Raw genomic sequence first — 20,816 nt, 5'->3', positions numbered from 1 at the left:
CCCGGTCGGGGGTGACGGCGTTGACGATCATGCAGCTCCTCCCCCGGAGTCCGCTTTTCGAAGGGAACAAACATGAAGAAGCTGTGGGCAACCGCGGCTGTCGCCGCTTCGGTCGCCGGTGTGTCGGCTGCCGCCGCCCCCCAGGCGCTCGCGATCGGTGACGACAACGGCACCACCTCCGCCAGCGGCAACCACGCCAAGCAGGAGTTCGGCAACTCGGCCACGTTCGGCGACATGAGCCCGCAGCTCTCGCTGGTCCAGGGCTCGCTGAACAAGCCCTGCATCGGCCTGCCGGCGAAGCTGAACGCCCAGGGTCTCGTCGGCCTCGTGGCCGTCGGCGTCCTGCAGGACGTGCCGATCCTCTCGGCGCCGCAGAACCAGCAGTGTGTCGAGAACTCCACCCAGGCCAAGGGCGACGAGCCGCTGTCGCACATCCTGGACGACATCTCGGCGCTGTCGGGCAACGGCGCGGGCAACGGCTGAGCCTCCACTCCGCCGCGGCGGGTCACCGGGTCTCCCCGGTGGCCCGCTTCTCTGTGTCCGGCGTCAGCCGCGGTAGAGGGCCTCGATCTCCTCCTCGTAGGCCCGGATCACCGCGTGCCGCTTGACCTTCAGGGACGGGGTCAGCAGGCCGTTCTCCTCGCTGAACTCGCCCTCGACCAGTGCGAAGGAGCGGATCGACTCGGCGCGGGAGACGGCCTCGTTGGCGTGGTCGACGGCCCGTTGGACGTCGGCGCGCATCCGGGGGTCGCGGCAGACCTCGGACATCGGGGTGTCCGCGGGCAGTTTGCGGACCGACAGCCAGTGGGCGACCGCGTCGGGTTCGAGGGTGATCAGGGCGGCGACGAAGGGCCGGTTGTCGCCGACGACGAGGCACTGACCGACGGGCGCGCGGCTGCGCAGCCGGTCCTCCAGGACGGACGGGGAGACGTTCTTGCCGCCGGAGGTGACGATGAGGTCCTTCTTGCGGCCGGTGATCGTGAGATAGCCGTCCTCGTCGAGGGAGCCGAGGTCGCCGGTGGCGAACCAGTCGCCCTGGAGCACGGCGTCGGTGGCGGCGGGGTTGTTCCAGTAGGAGCCGAAGACGATCCCGCCCTTGAGGAGCACCTCGCCGTCGTCGGCGATGCGGACGGCGGTGCCGGGGACGGGCAGGCCGACGGTGCCCGGGCGGGGCCTCAGCGGCGGGACGATGGTGGCGGCGGCCGTGGTCTCGGTCAGGCCGTAGCCCTCGTAGACGATGATCCCGGCCGCGTAGAAGAACAGGTTGAGGTCGCGGTCGAGCGGGGAGCCGCCGCTGATGGCGTAGCGCAGACGGCCGCCCAGTTCCTTGCGGACGCGACGGTAGACCAGCAGGTCGTACAGGGCCCAGGCGGCGTAGAGGCCGGGGCCGGGTCCCCTGGCCGTGCCGAGGAAGCGGTTCAGGTAGGCCTCGCCGAAGCGGACCGCGACGCGGTCGGCGCGGTCGAAGGAGGCGGCCCGGCCGATCTTCTCCGCCGTGGCGCGGCCGGTGTCGTGGATCTTCTCGAAGAGGTACGGCACGCCGACGATGAAGGTGGGGCGGAACTCCTTGAGGGCCGGGCGGAGTTCGTCCGGTTTCACGCTCGGGCAGTGGCCGACCTCGATGCGGGCCATCAGGCAGGAGATCTGGATGCTGCGACCCAGGATGTGGGCGAGCGGGAGGAAGAGCAGGGTCGACGGGGTCAGGCGGGTGACCTCGCGGAACACGGGGAGCAGCAGTTCCACGGTGTTGGCGGCCTCGGCGTACAGGTTGGCGTGGGTGAGCACGCAGCCCTTGGGGCGGCCGGTGGTGCCGGAGGTGTAGCAGACCGTGGCGATCGTGTCGGGGGTGAGCGTGGTACGGCGCTTGGTGACCTCCTCGTCGGGGACGTCGCGGCCGAGGGTGGTGAGGTCCGCGAGGGCGCCGGCGTCCAGCTCCCAGACGTGGGGCGGCTGTGGGTGGTCTGCCGTGGCCGTGGTGACCGTGGCGGTGTTCTCGGGGGTCTCGGTGACGAGGTGGCGGGTGCCGGAGTCCCGGACGATCCACTCCACCTGCTCGGCGGAGGAGGTGGGGTAGATCGGTACGGACTGGCCGCCGGCCGCCCAGATCGCGAAGTCCAGAAGGGTCCACTCGTAGCGGGTGCGGGACATCACCGCGACCCGGCCGCCGGGTTCCAGACCGGCGGCGATGAAACCCTTGGCGATGGCGGTGACTTCCCTCGCGAAGGCGGTCGCGGTGACGTCCTGCCAGGGGCCTTGGGGGGCCGTCTTGCGGCGGAGGACCACCGCGCCGGGGGCCTCCGCCGCGTTGGTGAAGGGGATGTCGGCCGTGGTGCCGGCGGGGTGGGCCGGGGCGAGGGGCGGGGTGGCCGCCTCGCGGACCTTGCCGGTTTCGTCTCTGGTGATCTCGACCCTGGTGCGGGTGCGGAGGTCGGTGCTGTGACGTGCTCGTTTCAGGTCCTTGCGTACGCCCATGACGGCTCCCGGTCGCGACTCTGCGGCTCGGACTTGAGGGGGGACTCGGAGGGGGACTTGGACTTACTGAGGAGTCAACTTACTCACGCGTAGCGGAAGGTCAATGGCTACCGGCCTCGGGTCATCCGGTCCGCCTGGACGATCGCCTCGGCCAGGCCGTCGACGTCCTCGTCCTCCGTGTCCCTCGCCAGCTCGTCCGCCCGTTCCGCCAGTTCGGTCAGGCTCGGGGCTCCCGGAAGCTGTCCCCAGCGCTCGTCGCCCCTGCGGAGGGTGTCGGCGAAGTAGGCCGCCACCGCCGCCACCTGGAAGCGCGGGGTCGTGCTCCAGATCGAGTCCGCCAGGGCGTCCGCCTCCAGCTGGGCCGATTCCTCGTGCGGGGTGCGGGAGTCGGGGTCCTGCCAGCGGACCGTGGCGGTCGCCAGGTGTCCGTCGGCTCCCGGCTCGGTGCGGACCGCGTACAGGGCCGTGACCGTGTGGCCCGGGCCCGTCTCACCGCCGTCCACGCCGTCGTCCCGGAAGTCCTCGTCGGCGACCCGGCGGTTGTCGTAGCCGATGAGGCGGAACTCCTCGACGGTCTCCGGGTCGAAGGAGACCTGGGCCTTGGCGTCCCGCGCGGTCAGGTCGATGTTGCGCGGGAGTTGTTCGCTGAAGACCTCGCGGGCCTCCTCCTCCCCCGAGACGTACGCCGTGTGGCCGTCCCCCTTGTCCGCCAGGCGTTCCATCAGCGCGTCGCCGTAGTCGCTGCCCACGCCCACCCCGAACAGCGTGATGCCGTACTCCTCACGGGCTCCCGCCACGCGGTCCAGGATGGTGTCGGCGTCCGTGTCGCCGGTGTTGGCGAGCGCGTCCGAGATGAGGACCACCCTGTTCGTGGCGCCCTCGTGCAGGCCCTCCACGGCCGCCGCGTAGCCCGCCTGCACGCCCGCGCCCAGGTTGGTCGACTGGGTGGGCTCCAGGCTGTCGACCGCCTCGTGGATCTCGTCGCGGTGGTCGCCGACGCGGGTCATCGGCAGGACCGTCTCGGCCTCGTCGCTGAAGGTCACCAAGGCCACCGAGTCGTCGTCGCGCAGGCGGTCGGTCATCACGCCGAGCGACTTCTGGGCGAGGTCCAGGCGGCCCTCCTCGCTCATCGAGCCCGACACGTCGATGACGAAGGTCAGGGCCGCCGGCGGGCGTTCGTCCTCGTCCTCGGCGGCCCGTGTCGCCAGGCCCACCCGCACCAGCGACCAGTCCTCCCGTTCGGTGCGGGCGGCGTCGACCGTCACCGAGAAACCGTCGCCCTCGGGACGGTCGTAGTCCTGGCGGAAACTGTTGACGAACTCCTCGGGGCGGACCGACCCGGGGTCGGGGAGCCTGCCCTCGGCGAGGGCGCGGCGGGCGTAGCCGTAGGACGCCGTGTCGACGTCCAGGGCGAAGGTGGACAGGTGGTCGGGGGACGGGGCTACCTCGCGGGAGTCGCCTTCGTCGCCTTCGTCGTGCTCGTTGTTTCCGTCGTAGCCGTCGTAGCCGTCGTACTCGCCGCTCTCCGGCGCCGGTGCGTAGCCGTCGCTCCTGTCCGCGGACGAGTTGTCCCCGTCCGCCCCTCCGCCGCACCCCGTCAGCAGCAAGCCGCCCAGTGCCAGCGCCAGTACCGCGCCGCGTGTCCGGTGACCCCTCATCTGCCGTGCCCCCTCGGTCCGTTGACGTCGACTCATGTGACTGTGACGGCGCGCGGGGGCGGAACGTGCGGTACGGAGCGTTGCGGCTGGGTCTCGAAGTGGGCACGGCGGGGGGTCTTCGAGACCGGTGGGTGATCTTCCGTTGACCTACGACACCACGTCCTTGCGGGCGAAACCGCGGAAGGCCAGCGCGAACAGCACGACGGCGTACGTTACCGAGACGGCGACGCCCTGGATCATGCCGGACCACTCGGGGGTGGGCTGTACGGCGTCCGCCCAGGCGAACTGCCAGTGCGCGGGCAGGAAGTGGCGCCAGTCGCCGAGAGCGGTCACGGCGTCGAGCACGTTGCCGACGATGGTGAGGCCCACCGCGCCGCCGACCGCGCCGAGCGGGGCGTCGGTCTTCGTCGACAGCCAGAACGCGAGTCCGGCGGTGACCAGTTGGGAGACGAAGATGTAGCCGACGACCACGACCAGGCGCTGTGCGGCCGTGGCCGCGTCCAGCGAGCCGCCCGTGGGGATCGCCAGCGGCCCCCAGCCGTACGCGGCCGTGCCGACCGCCAGCGCGACCACCGGCAGCAGGATCATCGCGGCCAGGCTCAGCCCCAGCCCCACGACCAGCTTCGACCACAGCAGCCGGGCCCGGGGCACCGGCGCCGCCAGCAGGTAGCGCAGGGAGGACCAGCCGGCCTCGGAGGCCACCGTGTCCCCGCAGAACAGGGCGACCGGGATGACCAGCAGGAAGCCGGCGGAGACGAACAGGTTCACCGCGGCGAAGTTGGCGCCGGAGGCGGTGGCCGTGTCCATCAGGGTGATCCGGTCGCCGTCGCCGTCCGGCTCGCCGCCGATCGCGAAGGCGATCAGCAGGACGAACGGCAGGGCGGCCAGGATCGCGCCCATCACCAGGGTGCGGCGGCGCTTGAGCTGGCGGACCAGTTCGACCCGCAGCGGCAGGGTGCGGCCTGCCTGGTAGCCGGAGGCGACCTCGGTGAGCGTGCTCATGCGGCACCTCCGATCAGGGTGAGGAAGGCGTCTTCCAGACGGCGGTGCGGGCCGACCGACCGGACCGGCACCTCGAGGCGGACGAGTTCGGCGACCAGGCGTTCCGGGCTGCCGTCGCTGTCCAGGCGGACCAGCAGCCCGTCGTCGGTCCGTACGGCGGAGGCGACCCCCGCCAGAGCGGCCACCTTCTCCGCCACCGGCTCCTCCACGGGTGTGGCGGTGCCGACGAGCAGCGTGTCTCCGGAGCCGACGATCTCGCCGACCGGGCCCGCCTGCACCAACTGCCCGCGGTCCATGACCACGAGGTGGGTGCAGGTCTGCTCGACCTCCGAAAGGAGGTGGCTGGAGACGATCACCGTGCGTCCGGCGGCCGCGTACCGGATCATCACCTCGCGCATCTCCCGGATCTGCGGCGGGTCGAGACCGTTGGTCGGTTCGTCGAGGATCAGCAGGTCCGGCAGGCCGAGCATGGCCTGGGCGATGGCCAGGCGCTGGCGCATGCCCTGGGAGTAGGTGCGGACCGCGCGGGCCAGGGCGTCGCCGAGGCCGGCGATCTCCAGCGCCTCGTCGAGGTGGGCGTCCTCGACGGGGCGGCCGGTGGCGGCCCAGTACAGCTCCAGGTTCTCCCGGCCGGACAGGTGCGGCAGGAAGCCCGCTCCCTCGACGAAGGCGCCGACGCGGGACAGGACGGGCGCGCCGGGGCGGATCGCGTGTCCGAAGACGCGGATCTCGCCGCCGTCCGGGCGGATCAGACCCATCAGCATGCGCAGGGTCGTCGTCTTGCCCGCGCCGTTCGGGCCGAGCAGCCCGAGGACCTGGCCCTGCTCCACGGTGAAGGAGAGATCGCGGACGCTGTAGCGGTCGCCGCCCGCGTACTTCTTGCTCAACTCGGTGATCCGGAGCGGGACGTCGGCGAGCGCCGGGTCGGGGGCCGGGCCCGCGGTGCGGCGGCGGGCCGTCAGCAGCAGGGCCGCGGCGACCAGCGCACCGGCGATCGGCAGCCACCAGACCCAGGCGGGCAGCGGGGCGGCGGCGCTGGTCACCCCGGGCGCCGTCGGCACCTCCAGGTCGCTCTTCAGGGAGATCGTGTACGTCGCCGGGGACGCCGGTGAGGCGTAGCCGAGGTCCGTGGAGGCGAGGACCAGGCGGAGCCGGTGGCCCTTGTCGATCTCGTGGTCGACGGCGGGGAGCGTGACGGTCACGTCCTTGCCGGACCCGGCGTCCTCGACGCGCAGGGGTGTCACCAGCTGCGAGGGCAGCACCTGCCGGGTGCCGTCGGCGCCGACGTCGTACACCTTGGCGAAGAGGACGGCGTCCTCGGCGGTCGACTCGACGTGCACGGTGACCGTCGGGGAGCCGGTGATCCGCAGGTCGTCGCGGACGGGGGCCGAGTCGAAGCGGGCGTACTGGCCGGGGAAGTCGAGGGAGACGCCGACGCCCAGGGAGGAGAGCTGGGCGAGGCCTCCGCCGCCGAGCCCGGGCAGGGCCGAGACGGCGGGCGGGCTGGCGCCGGCCGGGTTGGCGACGCGCTGCTCGCCGCCGGACAGGGCGATGGACCGCCGTCCGCTCTCCAGGCCCGGGTAGCTGTCCGCGCTCGCGCCCCGCAGCAGGGCCTCGCCATCGGTGGAGTCGATGCCGCCGGTGCGGGTGACGCGGAAGGCGGGGCCGGTGTCGGCGGCCTTGTCGCCCTTCAGGTACCGGTCGAACCAGGAGGTGACGCGTGCCTGGACACGGTCGCCCTCCATGTCGCCGCCGTCATGGCCGCCCGCGATCCAGTCGACGTCCACGGCAGCGCCGTTGGCGCGGATCGCCTTGGCGGCCTGGTCGGCCTGGTCGAGCGGGAAGAGCGAGTCGGTCTGGCCCTGCAGCAGCAGCGTGGGGACCTTGATGCGGTCGGCGACGGCCGACGGCGAGCGGCGCTGGAGCAGTTCGCGTGCCGCGGCGTCGGGGGTGCCGGACTCGGCGACCCGGTCGTACATCCGGCAGAGCTCGGCCTCGAACTTCGCGCAGCCGCCTCCGGTGTTGAAGAAGATGCCGGCCCAGAGCTTCTTGAAGACGCCGTTCGGGAAGAGGGCGTCGGCGAGGTTCCAGTAGGTGATCGCCGGGGCGATGGCGTCGACGCGGTCGTCGTACCCGGCGCCGAGCAGGCTGATCGCGCCGCCGTAGGAGGCGCCCGCCATGCCGACGCGGGGGTCGCCGCTCTTGTCGAGCCGGACCTCGGGCTGCTTCGCCAGCCAGTCGATCAACTTCGAGACGTCGGCGACCTCGGCCTCGGGGTCGTTGATGCCGATCCTGCCGGTCGACCCGCCGAACCCGCGGGCCGACCAGGTCAGGACGGCGTACCCGTCGGCGGCGAGGTCCTCGGCCTGTTCCCGTACGTCGTCCTTGCTGCCGCCGAAGCCGTGGCCCAGCAGGACGGCGGGGCGGCGCTCGGTCCCCGAGGCGGTGAAGTACGAGGTGTCCAGGCGCACGCCGCCGCCCACGGACATGACCCGGTCCGCGCGCTCCACCGGGGGCCCGTCGTCGGAGGCGACGGCCGTCCAGGTGCCGGCGCCGGCGAGCACGACGACGGCGGCACCGGCGGCCAGCAGTCGCCGGGGCCGCCGGAACGGCCCGCGCAGTCGAAGATCCATGCGTCAACCGTACGGGGTGAACCTGTCGGCGAGTTATCGACCGCAGGCCGAACCGGGGCACCTCCCAGGGACGTACGGCACCCCCCGCGCATACCGCGTTCGCGGTACGAGGACCGGTGTTCGACGGCGCACCCGATGCGTTGAAGCCGGACGAAACCGTACTCCCCGGTTCCGGGGGCGGCAGACCCTAGAGGGTCCGCCCCTCTGCGAACGGAGACGCCCTGTGCGCATCACCGACATCCAGCGCTGCGAGGTCCGGCCCGGACAACTCGTCGAGTGGACGCTCAGTCCGGCGACCGTCGCGAGAGCGTCGGTGCTGCCGGACGACAGCAGGCCACCGGCGTACATCCAGGAGTCGCACATCAGGACCGCCCGGAGCGTGCGCGAGGACGGGCTGTTCGTCCCGACCTGGCTGGGCACGGCGTTCGACGTCCCGGGCCGGATCGACCTCGACGCCCTCCAGGACGCCCTGCGCGCCTGGACCCTCCGGCACGAGACGCTGCGCAGCGGCTTCCGGCAGGACGGCGACCGGCTGCGCCGGTTCACGCTCGGCACGGAGGAGGTGTCGCTGCACCGCGAGGTGGTCGGCGACTTCACCGACCCGGCCGCTCTCGTACGGCACCTCCAGAACCGTTTCGACGTGGCGGCGGACGCGCTGCGCTGGCCGAACCTGATCTACGCGGCAGTCGTGCGGGACGACGGCACGAGCGTGTACATGGCCTTCGATCACAGCAATGTGGACGCCTATTCCCTCCATCGCATCCCCGCGGAGATCCACGAGCTGTACGCGGCAGGGGTCGCGGGGCGGAGCGTGCGGCAGGCGCCGGTGAGCAGTTACATCGACTTCTGCGAGATCGAGCGGGCGGACGCGGACCGGATCGACGCCGGGCACGAGATCGTCGGGCGCTGGCGGGAGTTCATCGGGCGGTGCGACGGAAGGCTGCCGGGGTTTCCGGTGGATCTGGGCCTCGAGCCCGGCGGGTCGCTGCCCACGCAGAGGCTGATGAGCGAGCCGCTCGCGGACGCGGGGGCCGCCGCGGAGTTCGAGGCGTACTGCCGGCCGTACGGCGGGAGTCTGGTCGGGATGCTGGCCGCGACGGCGCAGTTCGTCCGTGACGTCGGCGAGCGTTCCGTCTACCGGGCGGTGGTGCCCTTCCACACCCGGGTACGGTCCCAGTGGTCGGAGTCGGTCGGCTGGTACGTCGGCGGCGCGCCGATCGAGGTGCCGCTGGGCGGGGCGCCGGACTTTCCGGCGCTGCTCGGGCGGGTGCGCGCCGAGCTGCAGGCCAACCGGTCACTGGCGCGGATGCCGCTGGCCCGGGTGCTGGCCCTGCTGGGCCCCGACTTCCGGCCCACGTCGCCCGATCTGTACTCGATCGTCTCGTTCCTCGACAGCCGGCCCATCCCCGGTTCCGAGGAATGGGCCGGACTGTCGGCGTACGGGCTGCTGCGGGTGTCGTACGGCGACCAGGTGTGCGTGTGGATCAGCCGGCTGCACGAGGGGCTGTGGTTCGCCTGCCGGTATCCCGACACGGACGTCGCTCACAAGAACCTGCGGCTCTACGTGGAGCGGCTGCGGGACTCGATCGCCCTAGGGGGTCTCGTCCGACGGAAGTGACACCAGCCAGCGCGTCTCCCGCCTCGGCCGCAGGTACAGCGCCCAGTACAGGGTCGCCGCCGCCGTGATGCCGCCCGTCCACAGGAGGTACTCCGTCTCCTGCTGGGTCAGGATGTAGGTGAGGACCACGATCAGCAGGACCGGCATCGCGGGCCACAGGGGCATCCGCCAGGCGGCGGTGTGCTTGTGGGAGCCCCGGCGGGCCAGCAGCGCGGCCACCGCGACCAGCAGGTACATGCCGGTCACCGAGACGCCGGTGACGCCGTAGAGGGTGTCCAGGTTGACGAAGCAGAGGGCGGCGCCGGGGACGCCCACCGCCAGCGTGGCCACCCAGGGGGAGCCGAAGCGGCCGAGCTTGGCGAAGACGCTGTTGACCGGCTGGGGCCAGGCCTTGTCGCGGGCGGAGGCGAACAGGACGCGGGAGTTCTGGATGACCATGACGATGCCCGCGTTGATGATCGCGAGGGCCACGCAGAGGCTGACGAAGGTGCCGACGGCGGAGTTGGACCAGGCCTCGACCATGCCGCTGATGTCACCGCCGGTCAGCGCCGACAGGTCGGAGGCGCCGAGGGTGATGCCGATGACCGGGACCAGGATGATCACGGCGGAGATGCCGAGGGTGGCCAGGACCGTACGGGCGACGTTCTTCCGCGGGTTCTCCAGTTCCTCGGAGAGGTAGACCGCGGTGGAGAAGCCCTGGGTGACGAAGAGGGCGATGGCGAGCCCCGAGACGATCAGCATGGCCGTCACGGTGTCCACGCCGCCGTCGGCGCCCGCCACCTGGAGGGAGACCAGGCTGTCCGGTCCGCGCTCGGCGTGGGCGAAGCCGAGGACCGCGACGACGGCCGCGGCGATGACCTCCAGGACCAGGAAGACTCCGGTGATCCAGGCGTTGGCGCGCAGGTCGAGCAGACCGGCGAGGGTGGCGAGCAGCATGACGCCGGCGCCCGCCATCGACGGGTCGAGGTCGACGATCGGGGCGAGGTAGTCCGCCGTGCCCATCGCGATGACCGGGGGCACGATCATCACGACCAGCAGGGAGAGCACGAAGACCAGCCAGCCGGCGAGCCGTCCGGCCATCGTGGTGACCATCGCGTACTCGCCGCCCGCGCTGGGGATGAGGGTGCCCAGCTCGGAGTAGCAGAACGCGACCGCGATGCAGAGCAGGGAGCCGATCGCGATGGTGAGGGCGGTGGCGGTGCCGAGCGATCCGAACAGGTCGGGGACCACCACGAAGAGGGTGGACGCGGGCGTGACGCAGGAGAGCGTGAGCAGAGTTCCGCCGATGACCCCGATCGAACGCTTCAGCTCCGGTGTGGGGGCCGATGCGTCGTCCTCGGTGACGACGGTCTTCTCCAGCGTGTCGGTCATGCGGCGGTTCCGATCGAGTCGTGCGGCGGTGGTGGTGGGGTCGGGAGCGCCTATCGCCTCCGGCGGCTTCTGTCGTTCGTCTGTTTCTCGGTTCGCTCCCGGCGCTGCATGGAACACCGACGAAAACCAACACGTCAATGGTTGTTTACCTACGGAATCCGTGGTTCCGAAGGCCTTGTGATCGCGTAAACAGCAGAACAGGCAAGCGGTTGCGCTTTTTGTCGCCGTACGGGAACCGCAACGTGAAGGGCGAAAAAACTGCCGACGTCCGGCATACGGACGTGTCAGAGGCTGCCGCTAGAGTCCCTTTGAGGCACAGCGAAGACACAGCGATGGGGTGGGCAGGAAAATGAAGCTGCGGCACAGCACGGCCTGGGTGGGGCTCACGGCGGCCCTGGTGGCGGTCACCGGATGCGGTTCCGAGGCGGCCAAGGAGACGACGGACAAGGCCGCCGAGGCGATCACCAGCACCGACAAGATCATGGCGGCGCTGTCCCGCGCCACCGACCGGACCGAGGAGCTGGGCTCGGCCGAGGTGAAGATGTCGACCGACCTGGGCACCGGCACGCCGATAGCCATGGACGGCACGTACTCGTGGGGCGACGGCATGGCCTACGACATCCACATGGACACCAAGGCCGCCCAGATGGAGTCGCTCCAGGACGACCCGACGATCCACTGTCTGCTCGTCGACGGCGTCTACTACTACGACGTCGACGCGCAGGCCTCCGGCCCGATCGCGGGCAAGGAATGGATCAAGGTCGACTCCTCCGCCGTGTTCGGCGACAGCGGCAGCCAGGCCTACAAGGGCGGCGGCGACGCGGGCAACCCGACGGCCTCCCTGAAGAGCCTGAAGTACGCGAGCGACGTCGAGAACCTCGGCACGGAGACCGTGAACGGCCAGCGCGCGACCCACTACCGCGCCGTGCTCGACGAGGGCGACATGGGCCAGTTCCAGGAGGCCTACAGCGGCGAGGACAGCATGATGGGCTCGCTGACCGGTGGTGCCACCACGATGGAGATGGACATCTGGGTGAACGACAAGGACCTGCCCGTCCGCCTGAAGCAGGACATGGGCACCCTGTCGGTCTCCATGGACTTCGCCAAGTTCGGCGCCACGAAGGACATCGACGCCCCGCCGGCCGCCCAGACGGCCGACCTCACCGAGATGATCCAGGAGCAGAACGGCCAGTGAGCGGGCACGGCCGAGCCCGGGCACGGTGAGAAGCGCCCGGGCTCGGCCGTCCGCTCAGTGGTTGCGCGGGAAGCCCAGGTCGACGCCCGCCGGGGCCTCGGACGGGTCGGGCCAACGGGTCGTGACGACCTTGCCGCGGGTGTAGAAGTGCGTGCCGTCGTTGCCGTAGATGTGGTGGTCGCCGAAGAGCGAGTCCTTCCAGCCGCCGAAGCTGTGGTAGCCGACGGGGACCGGGATCGGGACGTTCACGCCGACCATGCCGGCCTCGATCTCCAGCTGGAAGCGACGGGCGGCGCCGCCGTCCCGGGTGAAGATCGCGGTGCCGTTGCCGAACGGCGAGGCGTTGATGAGGGCCACGCCCTCCTCGTACGTCTCCGCGCGCAGCACGCACAGCACCGGGCCGAAGATCTCGTCCTGGTACGCCTTCGCGCTGGTCGGCACCTTGTCGAGGAGCGAGATGCCGATCCAGTGGCCGTCCTCGAAGCCGTCGACCGTGTAGCCGGTGCCGTCCAGGACGACCTCGCAGCCCTCGGCCGCCGCGCCCTCGACGTAGGACGCCACCTTGTCCCGGTGGACCTTGGTGATCAGCGGGCCCATCTCGGAGGCCGGGTCGTTGCCCGGACCGATCTTGATCTTCTCGGCGCGCTCGCGGATCTTCTCCACCAGCTCGTCGCCGATCGCGCCGACCGCCACCACCGCGGAGATCGCCATGCAGCGCTCGCCCGCTGAGCCGTAGGCGGCGCTGACGGCCGCGTCCGCCGCCGCGTCCAGGTCGGCGTCGGGCAGGACCAGCATGTGGTTCTTGGCGCCGCCGAGGGCCTGCACGCGCTTGCCGTTGGCGGAGGCGGTGGTGTGGATGTAGCGGGCGATCGGGGTCGAGCCGACGAAGGAGACGGCCTTGACGTCCGGGTGCTCCAGCAGGCGGTCGACGGCCACCTTGTCGCCGTGGACGACATTGAAGACGCCGTCGGGCAGACCGGCCTCGGCCAGCAGCTCGGCGATCTTGACGGACGCCGAGGGGTCCTTCTCGCTCGGCTTCAGCACGAAGGTGTTGCCGGTCGCGATGGCGATCGGGAACATCCACATCGGGACCATCGCCGGGAAGTTGAACGGCGTGATGCCCGCGACGACACCGAGCGGCTGGCGGATCGCGGCCACGTCGACGCGGTTCGCGACCTGCGTCGACAGCTCGCCCTTGAGCTGCACGTTGATACCGCAGGCGAGGTCGACGATCTCCAGGCCGCGGGCGACCTCGCCGAGGGCGTCGGAGTGCACCTTGCCGTGCTCGGCGGTGATCAGCTCGGCGATGGCGTCCCGGTTGGCGTCCAGCAGCGCCCGGAACTTGAACAGGATCGTGGTGCGCTGGGCCAGGGAGGACTGGCCCCAGGTCACGAAGGCGTCCTTCGCGGCCTGTACGGCGGCGTCGACCTCGTCGACCGAGGCGAACGCGACCTTCGTGGTGACCGCGCCGGTGGCCGGGTCGGTGACCGGCCCGTAGTTGCCCGACGCGCCTTCGGCGGTCTTGCCGCCGATCCAGTGGTTGACGATCTTCGTCATGCCCAGTTACTCCTTCACAGATGGCGGCGTCGAGCTGAGACGTGCCGGTCGTACTCCTCGCGGGCCTTGACCGCCGACGGTCGGGTCGCGGTCTCGGCCACAGGAACATCCCACCAGGCCTGCGCCTCGGGCGCGCCCGACACTGTGTCTGCCGTTTCGGTCTCCACGTAGACACATGTGGGAATGTCGGCGGCCCGCGCCTCGGCGAGCGCCTCGCGCAGGTCACGCACCGTCTTCGCGCGCAGCACCCGCATGCCGAGGCTGGCCGCGTTGGCGGCGAGGTCGACGGGGAGCGGGGCACCCGTGTAGGTGCCGTCCTCCGCCGGGTAGCGGTAGGCGGTGCCGAACCGCTCGCCGCCCACCGACTCCGAGAGCCCTCCGATGGACGCGTACCCGTGGTTCTGCACGAGCAGCACCTTGATGGCGACGCCTTCCTGCACGGCGGTGACGATCTCGGTCGGCATCATCAGATAGGTGCCGTCGCCGACCAGCGCCCACACGGGCCGGTCCGGGGCGGCGAGCTTCACGCCGATGGCCGCCGGGATCTCGTAGCCCATGCAGGAGTAGCCGTACTCCAGGTGGTACTGGTCGGCCGAGCGGGCCCGCCAGAGCTTGTGCAGATCGCCGGGGAGCGAACCGGCCGCGTTGATGATCACGTCCGACTCGTCCACGAGCGCGTCCAGCGCGCCGACGACCTGCGGCTGGGTCGGGCGAACGTCCGGCTCCGGGGCGTCGAAGCAGGCGTCGACGCGGCGCTCCCAGGCCTCCTTGTCCTCGCCGTACTCGGTGACGTAGGCGGCGGGCACCCGGTGCCCGTGGGTGGCCAGGGCCGCCGTGAGTTCCTGGAGGCCGCTGCGGGCGTCCGCGACCAGCGGCATCCCGGCGAGCTTGTGGCCGTCGAAGGGCGCGATGTTGAGGTTGAGGAACCGGACGTCCGGGTTCTGGAAGAGGGTGCCGGAGGCGGTGGTGAAGTCGGTGTACCGGGTGCCGACGCCGATCACCAGGTCCGCGGTGCGGGCCAGCTCGTCGGCGGTCGCGGTGCCGGTGTGGCCGATGCCGCCGACGTCCTGCGGATGGTCGAAGCGCAGGGAGCCCTTGCCGGCCTGGGTGGAGGCCACCGGGATGCCGGTCGTGCGGGCGAACTCCGCCAGCGCCTCCTCCGCCCGGCTGTGGTGGACCCCGCCGCCGGCCACGACGAGGGGCCGCCGGGCGGCGCGGATCGCGGTGGCGGCCTCGGCCAGCTCGGTCGGGTCGGCCCCGGGACGCCGTACGGCCCAGACGCGGTCGGCGAAGAACTCCTCCGGCCAGTCGTAGGCCTCGGCCTGCACGTCCTGGGGCAGCGCGAGCGTGACGGCGCCGGTCTCCACCGGGTCGGTGAGCACGCGTACGGCCTGGAGGACGGCCGGGATCAGGGCCTCGGGGCGGGTGACCCGGTCGAAGTACTTCGACACCGGGCGCAGACAGTCGTTGACGCTGATGTCGCCCGCGTACGGCACCTCCAGTTGCTGGAGCACCGGGTCGGCGGGGCGGGTGGCGAAGATGTCGCCGGGCAGCAGCAGGACCGGCAGATGGTTGATGGTGGCGAGGGCGGCGCCGGTGACGAGGTTGGTGGCGCCGGGTCCGATGGAGGTCGTCACGGCGTGCGTGGACAGCCGGTTGGACTGGCGGGCGTATCCAACGGCCGCGTGCACCATCGACTGCTCGTTACGGCCCTGGTGGTACGGCATCACATCGGCGGCCTCGACCAGCGCCTGGCCCAGCCCGGCGACGTTCCCGTGGCCGAAGATGCCCCAGGTCGCGCCGATGAGCCGGTGCCGTACGCCGTCGCGCTCGGTGTGCTGGGCGGCCAGGAAGCGCACGAGCGCCTGTGCGACCGTGAGCCTGATGGTCATCGGTAGCCCTCCGTGTGGTCGGGGTGGAAGCAGATCCGCCACTCCCGGGTCTCCCCCGGCCCCGCCATGACGTTCAGGTAGTACATGTCGTGGCCGGGCTGGGCGATCGACGGGCCGTGCCAGCCGTCCGGGACGAGCACGACATCACCGGAACGGACCTCAGCGAGCACGTCGGAGCCGCCTTCGCGGGAGGGGGAGACCCGCTGGTAGCCGAAGCCGTGCGGTCCCTCGATCTCGAAGTAGTAGATCTCCTCCAGCTCCGACTCCTCGCCGGGCCGGTTCTCGTCGTGCTTGTGCGGCGGGTACGAGGACCAGTTGCCGCCGGGGGTGATCACTTCGACGGCGATGAGCCTGTCGCACTCGAAGGCGTCGGCGGAGGCGAAGTTGCGGACGTACCGCGTGCGGTTTCCGCTGCCGCGCTCCTCCATGGGGACCTCCGGCGCGGGGCCGTAGCGGGCGGGGAGTCGTCGCTCGCACCTTGCTCCTGCCAAAGCAAAGCGGCCACCCGCGCCGGAGGCGATCTGGACCCGGGCGTCTCGGGGTACGTACGCGAAGTCGGTGACCGACGCGAACACGTCCCCCCGGCCCAGGAGTTGGAACTCGTTCAGTTCTGTTTGCACGGTACATCCACCATTGAGGGGCAGGACGATCCACTCGCTGTCCCCGGTGGTGAAGGTGTGCGTGCCGCCCGGGGCGAGCTCGACGACGCGCAGACTGGAGTACGTCCACCCGGCCCGCGCGGGGTCGATGTCGAGCGCGTGGTGGGCGTCCGCGGTCGAACCCCCGGGGACGTAGAGCTCGCTCTCGGTCCTACGGCTGTCGGTCATGCGGCCCTCACAGCAGTCCTACGGCGGTGTCCACGGCGGCGGCCACATCGCCGTCCGCCGGATACAGCAGCGAACGGCCGACCACCAGGCCGCGCACGGTGGGGAGCTGGAGGGCGCCGCGCCACTTCTCGTAGGCCGCGTCCTGGTCGTCCCCGATGTCGCCGCCGAGGAGCACGGCGGGCAGCGTGGATGTCTCCATGACCTGGGCCATGTCGTCCGGGTTGTCCGTGACCGGGACCTTGAGCCAGGTGTACGCCGAACTCCCGCCGAGGCCCGAGGCGATGGCGATGGACCGGGTGACGGCGTCGGCGGACAGATCGTTGCGGAGTTTCCCGTCGGGGGTGCGACGGCTGATGAACGGCTCCACGAACACCGGGAGTTGGCGGGCCGCCATCTCGTCGACGGCGCGGGCGGTGGACTCCAGGGTGTTGAGGGAGCCCGGGTCGTCGTAGTCGATGCGGAGCAGCAGCTTGCCGGCGTCGAAACCGAGGCGGTGGATGTCCTCGGGGCGGTGGCCGGTGAAGCGGTCGTCGAGTTCGAAGCTCGCGCCCTGGAGACCGCCTCGGTTCATCGAGCCCATCACGACACGGTCGTCGAGGGCGCCGAGCAGGAGGAGGTCGTCGAGGATGTCGGCGGTGGCGAGGACTCCGTCGACGCCCGGGCGGGACAGGGCGAGGCAGAGGCGTTCCAGCAGGTCGGCACGGTTGGCCATGGCGAACTTGCGGTCCCCCACACCGAGGGCGCCGCGGGCGGGGTGATCGGCGGCGACGATCATCAGCCGGCCGCCGCTGTCGAGCAGGGGCCGCCTGCGGCGGCGCGCCGCGGCCTGCGCGATGGCCTCGGGGTGACGGGTGCGGGTGTCCACCAGCGCCGCGATGTCGATGCTCACCGGTCGGCCTCGGTTTCGCCGTCGGCGGGCGCTGGGGCCATGACCGCTCCTGCCGTCAGGGCTGCCCTCACCTCGTCCGGCGTCGGCATCGCCGAGGAGCATTCCAGGCGGGAGGCCACGATCGCGCCTGCCGCGTTGGCGTGGCGCATGGTGGTCTCCAGGTCCCAGGCGCAGAGCAGGCCGTGGCAGAGGGAGCCGCCGAAGGCGTCGCCCGCGCCCAGGCCGTTCAGGACGGTCACGGGGAGTGGGGGGACCTCGGCCTGGTCGCCGTCGCGGCTCACCGCCAGGACGCCTTTCGGGCCCTGTTTCACCACCGCTAGTTCCACTCCGGCGTCCAGGAGCGCGCGGGCCGCCGCGTGGGGTTCGCGGACTCCCGTCGCCACCTCCACCTCGTCCAGGTTTCCCACGGCCACCGTCGTGTGCTTCAGGGCCTCGCGGTAGAAGGGGCGGGCCTGGGCCGGGTCGCCCCAGAACATGGGGCGCCAGTCCAGGTCGAAGACCGTGATCCCCGACTTCGCGCGATGCGCCAGTGCCGCCAGGGTCGCCGTACGGCTGGGCTCCTCGCTCAGGCCCGTACCGGTCACCCAGAAGATCCGGGCCTCCCGGACGGCGTCGAGGTCGAGGTCGTGGGCGTCGATCTCCAGGTCCGGCGCCTTGGGCTGCCGGTAGAAGTACAGCGGGAAGTCGTCCGGCGGGAACACCTCGCAGAACGTCACCGGGGTGGGCAGGCCGGGGACGGGGGTGACCCAGCGGTCGTCGACGCCGAAGTCCCGCAGGGCCTCGTGGAGGTAGGTGCCGAAGGGGTCGTCGCCGGTACGGGTGATGACGGCGGTGTTCCGGCCCAGGCGGGCGGCGGCGACCGCGACGTTCGCCGCCGAGCCGCCGAGGAACTTGCCGAAGGAGGCGACCTGCGGGAGGGGGACGCCGGTCTGCAGCGGATAGAGGTCCACACCGATCCGCCCCATGGTGATGAGGTCGTACGCCATCGCGTTCCCTTCGTATCGGCTCTCCCCGTGTTCTAGCCCGCACGCGGAGCGCTGTCAATATTTTGTCCGGACATTCGGACTAGTTCTTTGGGTGGGGTTCTGAGGGCTCGGGGGTCGCTTCTTGCGGGGCCACGTGCTGTCATGGCCCGCGGGAGGAGGACTCGTGCGCATTCTTCGCGGCCAGGGCGCCTCCGGCTCCTGGGAGTTCGCGCTCGCCCTGCCCCATCCACGGCTGCGGCCCGGGGTCATCAGTTATCGCGGGTTCCGGCTCGGCTTCGAGCGGCCTCGGCGACGGCTCGAGACCCCGATCGGGGCGGCCACGCTGCTGCTGTCGTTCGGGGAGTCCGTGCGGATCTCCCGGGGCGGGCGGGCGCCCGAGGCGTTCGCGTCCCTGTACTGCGGGCCCACCACCACCCCGGCCGTCGGGGAGCACGCGGGGCGGCTGGCCGGGATCGAGGTGCTGCTGACTCCGTGGGCCGCGTTCCCGCTGTTCGGGACGCCGCAGTACGAGCTGGCCGACCGTACCGTCGACCCCGACGAACTGCCGCACACGCTGACCGGCGGGGTCGGCGAACTCGCCGGCGCGCTCGCCGCGTTGCCCGGCTGGGGCGAGCGGTTCGCGCTGCTGGACGAGGTGTTCACCCGCTGGCGGGCGGCCGGGGTGCCCAGTTCGCGGCGGGTCGTGCGGGCCTGGTCGGAGCTGGTGCGGACCGGTGGGGCGATGCCCGTGCCGCGGCTCGCCGAGGAGGTGGGGTGGAGTCCTCGGCATCTGGAGAACCGGTTCCGGGAGCAGATCGGCCTGGGCCCGAAGGCGGCGGCCCGGGTGCTGCGGCTGCAACGGGCCCGGCGGCTGCTGGCGGCCGGTCGCGGTGCCGCGGAGACCGCGGCGGCCTGCGGCTTCTATGACCAGGCCCATCTGAGCGGCGAGTTCAAGACGATGACGGGGTGCACGCCCCGGGAGTTCGCCACGGCGCGCCGGCTGCCCGTCGGGGCACCGGCGGACGACCGGATGGCCGGTGAGGCCACCAGCCTGGTGCTCGACCCCGGCGGCAGTGCGGTTTTTTCCAAGACCTGAGCGGATCTCCCCCGGCACGCTGAGCGCCTGGCCTCGAGCCCGGGAGCCGAGGTGGCGGGGGAACCGGCGGGCCGGACCCGACGCAGCGGGTCCGGCCCGCCCTGCCATGTCCCCACGGCGTCGTCAACGCGCCGCGCCCACGCGCCCGCGCACGCCTTTGCGGCACCTGTGTCACAAACGACCCTCCTGTGTCACACATGTCGCGCTTACGCGGGTCTTGCGTCACACGCCGTGCACAGCCCCTGCCTCGCGGTCACTGAGCGTCGTTGACCGGGCACAGGCTTGGTGATCGCCAGCGCAGCGCCCGGTACCCCCGACGGCCGTTCCCGGCCGGCGCCGTGGCGCGCGCGGGGAGGTGCAACCGATGACGGACCGTCGGCTCTGGTCGTACAAGGAGATCGCGGCGCACATCAAGGTGCAGCCGGACACCGTGCGGTCGTACCGCAAGCACGGGCTGCTGCCGCCGCCCGACCATGTGGAGGGCGGCAAGCCCTTCTGGTACGCCGACACCGTCCGGGCCTGGGTCGCCTCCCGCCCGGGCAACCGTGGCCGAAAAGAGGACCGGTGACGGTCCGTAGGGGTGCCCTGGGGTGCGGTTCAGGCCCAGGGTTCGATGACCGTGACGCCCGATCCTGGTGCCGTGCCCATCGCCGCGAGCGCGGCCGGGGTCTCGGCCAGGCTGATGGTCCGGGTGACCAGGAGGTCGGGGCGCAGCACTCCGGAGCCGACCAGTTCCAGCATCGGCGGATAGGTGTGGGCGGCCATGCCGTGGCTGCCGAGGATCTCCAGTTCCCATCCGATGGCGCGGGCCATGGGGACGGGGGTCGTGCCGTCGGGCGAGGGCAGCAGCCCCACCTGGACGTGCCGGCCGCGGCGGCGCAGTCCGTTCACCGAGGCCGCGCAGGTGGCGGGCGAGCCGAGGGCGTCGAGGGAGAGGTGGGCGCCGCCGCCGGTCAGCTCGCGGACCGCCTCGGCCGGGTCCGGCACGCTCGTCGCGTCCACACAGGCCACCGCGCCGAACTCGCGGGCCAGGTCCAGGGCCCGGGGCGACACGTCGACCGCGACCACGCGGGCCCCCGCGGCCGCCGCGATCATCACCGCCGACAGGCCCACCCCGCCGCAGCCGTGCACCGCCACCCACTCCCCCGCGGCGAGCCGGCCCTGCTGCACGACCGCCCGGAACGCGGTGGCGAACCGGCAGCCGAGCGCTGCCGCGGTGGCGTACGACAGGCCGTCGGGGATCGCGACGAGGTTCACGTCGGCGTGGTCCAGCGCCACGTACTGGGCGAAGGAGCCCCAGTGGGTGAAGCCGGGCTGGGTCTGCCGCTCGCACACCTGCTGGTCGCCCGCCGCGCAGGCGGCGCAGCTTCCGCAGGCGCAGACGAAGGGGACGGTGACCCGGTCGCCGGAGCGCCGGCGGGTGACTCGGGAGCCGGTCTCCACCACGACACCGGCGAGTTCATGGCCGGGCACGTGCGGGAGCGTGATGTCGGGGTCGTGGCCCTGCCAGCCGTGCCAGTCGCTGCGGCACAGGCCGGTGGCCTCGACCCGTACGACGACTCCGTGCTCGGCCGGGCGGGGGTCGCTCACCTCGCGTACGTCGGCGGGTTCGCCGTACTTCTCGAAGACCACGGCTCGCAT

The 20,816-nt window shown here is 71.8% G+C and carries 16 protein-coding genes; 5 read left to right on the top strand and 11 right to left on the bottom strand.

Annotation, left to right across the window (positions count from 1 at the left end; genetic code table 11):
• Window positions 1-72 precede the first annotated feature (72 nt).
• Window positions 73-483 (top strand): rodlin, encoded by a 411-nt coding sequence (locus ACWDRW_RS08825; RefSeq protein WP_451721584.1) that lies wholly within the window; start codon window positions 73-75, stop codon window positions 481-483.
• 63 nt (window positions 484-546) lie between these two features.
• Here the strand turns inward: ACWDRW_RS08825 and ACWDRW_RS08820 are convergent, their stop codons facing one another.
• The 4 genes from ACWDRW_RS08820 to ACWDRW_RS08805 all read right to left on the bottom strand — a co-directional run bounded on the left by ACWDRW_RS08820 (window position 547) and on the right by ACWDRW_RS08805 (window position 7,765).
• Window positions 547-2,472 carry an AMP-dependent synthetase/ligase gene (locus ACWDRW_RS08820; protein ID WP_451721583.1) on the bottom strand — a complete coding sequence of 642 codons (1,926 nt, stop codon included), beginning with the start codon at window positions 2,470-2,472 and terminating at the stop codon, window positions 547-549.
• A 107-nt stretch (window positions 2,473-2,579) separates the two neighbouring features.
• Window positions 2,580-4,130, bottom strand: coding sequence for a YfbK domain-containing protein (locus ACWDRW_RS08815; RefSeq protein WP_451721582.1), 1,551 nt, complete (start codon window positions 4,128-4,130; stop codon window positions 2,580-2,582).
• A 147-nt stretch (window positions 4,131-4,277) separates the two neighbouring features.
• A complete protein-coding gene (locus ACWDRW_RS08810; protein WP_451721581.1) occupies window positions 4,278-5,132 on the bottom strand; it encodes an ABC transporter permease in 855 nt (284 codons plus the stop codon).
• Window positions 5,129-7,765, bottom strand: a complete 2,637-nt coding sequence (locus ACWDRW_RS08805) for an alpha/beta fold hydrolase (RefSeq protein WP_451721580.1) — start codon at window positions 7,763-7,765, stop codon at window positions 5,129-5,131. The genes ACWDRW_RS08810 and ACWDRW_RS08805 overlap by 4 nt, the downstream gene beginning before the upstream one ends.
• 223 nt (window positions 7,766-7,988) lie before the next feature.
• On the opposite strand from ACWDRW_RS08805, the gene ACWDRW_RS08800 reads away from it, so the two are divergent.
• The gene (locus ACWDRW_RS08800) at window positions 7,989-9,383 is read left to right on the top strand and encodes a condensation domain-containing protein (protein ID WP_451721579.1); all 1,395 of its coding nucleotides are present in this window, start codon (window positions 7,989-7,991) and stop codon (window positions 9,381-9,383) included.
• On the opposite strand, the gene ACWDRW_RS08795 is transcribed toward ACWDRW_RS08800, so the two are convergent.
• Window positions 9,357-10,754: an APC family permease gene (locus tag ACWDRW_RS08795; RefSeq protein ID WP_451721578.1), complete on the bottom strand. Its 1,398-nt coding sequence runs from the start codon at window positions 10,752-10,754 to the stop codon at window positions 9,357-9,359. The two genes, ACWDRW_RS08800 and ACWDRW_RS08795, sit on opposite strands and share 27 nt — an antisense overlap.
• Window positions 10,755-11,103: 349 nt before the next feature.
• Between ACWDRW_RS08795 and ACWDRW_RS08790 the strand changes: the two genes are divergently transcribed.
• Window positions 11,104-11,949, top strand: a complete 846-nt coding sequence (locus ACWDRW_RS08790; protein WP_451721577.1) for a hypothetical protein — start codon at window positions 11,104-11,106, stop codon at window positions 11,947-11,949.
• Between the two features lie 54 nt (window positions 11,950-12,003).
• On the opposite strand, the gene mmsA is transcribed toward ACWDRW_RS08790, so the two are convergent.
• The 5 genes from mmsA to iolC are packed head-to-tail and all read right to left on the bottom strand — an operon-like array spanning window position 12,004 to window position 18,100.
• On the bottom strand, window positions 12,004-13,506 hold the full coding sequence (gene mmsA / locus ACWDRW_RS08785; protein ID WP_451721576.1) for a CoA-acylating methylmalonate-semialdehyde dehydrogenase: 1,503 nt from the start codon (window positions 13,504-13,506) through the stop codon (window positions 12,004-12,006).
• A gap of 14 nt (window positions 13,507-13,520) precedes the next feature.
• A complete protein-coding gene (gene iolD, locus ACWDRW_RS08780; RefSeq protein ID WP_451721575.1) occupies window positions 13,521-15,398 on the bottom strand; it encodes a 3D-(3,5/4)-trihydroxycyclohexane-1,2-dione acylhydrolase (decyclizing) in 1,878 nt (625 codons plus the stop codon).
• Window positions 15,395-16,225, bottom strand: coding sequence for a 5-deoxy-glucuronate isomerase (gene iolB, locus ACWDRW_RS08775; RefSeq protein ID WP_451721574.1), 831 nt, complete (start codon window positions 16,223-16,225; stop codon window positions 15,395-15,397). Before iolB ends, iolD begins: the two co-directional genes overlap by 4 nt.
• 7 nt (window positions 16,226-16,232) lie before the next feature.
• Window positions 16,233-17,114, bottom strand: coding sequence for a Cgl0159 family (beta/alpha)8-fold protein (locus ACWDRW_RS08770; protein ID WP_451721573.1), 882 nt, complete (start codon window positions 17,112-17,114; stop codon window positions 16,233-16,235).
• Window positions 17,111-18,100, bottom strand: a complete 990-nt coding sequence (gene iolC / locus ACWDRW_RS08765) for a 5-dehydro-2-deoxygluconokinase (protein WP_451721572.1) — start codon at window positions 18,098-18,100, stop codon at window positions 17,111-17,113. The genes ACWDRW_RS08770 and iolC overlap by 4 nt, the downstream gene beginning before the upstream one ends.
• Before the next feature lie 163 nt (window positions 18,101-18,263).
• Between iolC and ACWDRW_RS08760 the strand changes: the two genes are divergently transcribed.
• Together ACWDRW_RS08760 and ACWDRW_RS08755 are read left to right on the top strand one after the other, a co-directional pair.
• A complete protein-coding gene (locus ACWDRW_RS08760) occupies window positions 18,264-19,175 on the top strand; it encodes a helix-turn-helix domain-containing protein (protein ID WP_451721571.1) in 912 nt (303 codons plus the stop codon).
• A gap of 364 nt (window positions 19,176-19,539) precedes the next feature.
• Window positions 19,540-19,743: a helix-turn-helix transcriptional regulator gene (locus ACWDRW_RS08755; protein ID WP_451721570.1), complete on the top strand. Its 204-nt coding sequence runs from the start codon at window positions 19,540-19,542 to the stop codon at window positions 19,741-19,743.
• A gap of 29 nt (window positions 19,744-19,772) precedes the next feature.
• Here the strand turns inward: ACWDRW_RS08755 and ACWDRW_RS08750 are convergent, their stop codons facing one another.
• A complete protein-coding gene (locus ACWDRW_RS08750; protein ID WP_451721569.1) occupies window positions 19,773-20,816 on the bottom strand; it encodes a zinc-dependent alcohol dehydrogenase family protein in 1,044 nt (347 codons plus the stop codon).

It is taken from the genome of Streptomyces sp. NPDC003635 (assembly GCF_053587635.1).
Note: the sequence above shows the minus strand (reverse complement) of the source record. Positions and strands in the feature narration are given on the sequence as shown.

Bases quoted from the DNA above. Each gene is read 5' to 3' on its own strand.
- ACWDRW_RS08810 (WP_451721581.1), bottom strand. From the start codon at position 5,132: ATGAGCACGCTCACCGAGGTCGCCTCCGGCTACCAGGCAGGCCGCACC.
- ACWDRW_RS08790 (WP_451721577.1), top strand. From the start codon at position 11,104: ATGAAGCTGCGGCACAGCACGGCCTGGGTGGGGCTCACGGCGGCCCTG.
- ACWDRW_RS08805 (WP_451721580.1), bottom strand. From the start codon at position 7,765: ATGGATCTTCGACTGCGCGGGCCGTTCCGGCGGCCCCGGCGACTGCTG.
- ACWDRW_RS08825 (WP_451721584.1), top strand. From the start codon at position 73: ATGAAGAAGCTGTGGGCAACCGCGGCTGTCGCCGCTTCGGTCGCCGGT.
- mmsA (WP_451721576.1), bottom strand. From the start codon at position 13,506: ATGACGAAGATCGTCAACCACTGGATCGGCGGCAAGACCGCCGAAGGC.
- ACWDRW_RS08815 (WP_451721582.1), bottom strand. From the start codon at position 4,130: ATGAGGGGTCACCGGACACGCGGCGCGGTACTGGCGCTGGCACTGGGC.
- ACWDRW_RS08755 (WP_451721570.1), top strand. From the start codon at position 19,540: ATGACGGACCGTCGGCTCTGGTCGTACAAGGAGATCGCGGCGCACATC.
- iolC (WP_451721572.1), bottom strand. From the start codon at position 18,100: ATGGCGTACGACCTCATCACCATGGGGCGGATCGGTGTGGACCTCTAT.
- ACWDRW_RS08820 (WP_451721583.1), bottom strand. From the start codon at position 2,472: ATGGGCGTACGCAAGGACCTGAAACGAGCACGTCACAGCACCGACCTC.
- iolB (WP_451721574.1), bottom strand. From the start codon at position 16,225: ATGACCGACAGCCGTAGGACCGAGAGCGAGCTCTACGTCCCCGGGGGT.
- ACWDRW_RS08750 (WP_451721569.1), bottom strand. From the start codon at position 20,816: ATGCGAGCCGTGGTCTTCGAGAAGTACGGCGAACCCGCCGACGTACGC.
- iolD (WP_451721575.1), bottom strand. From the start codon at position 15,398: ATGACCATCAGGCTCACGGTCGCACAGGCGCTCGTGCGCTTCCTGGCC.
- ACWDRW_RS08795 (WP_451721578.1), bottom strand. From the start codon at position 10,754: ATGACCGACACGCTGGAGAAGACCGTCGTCACCGAGGACGACGCATCG.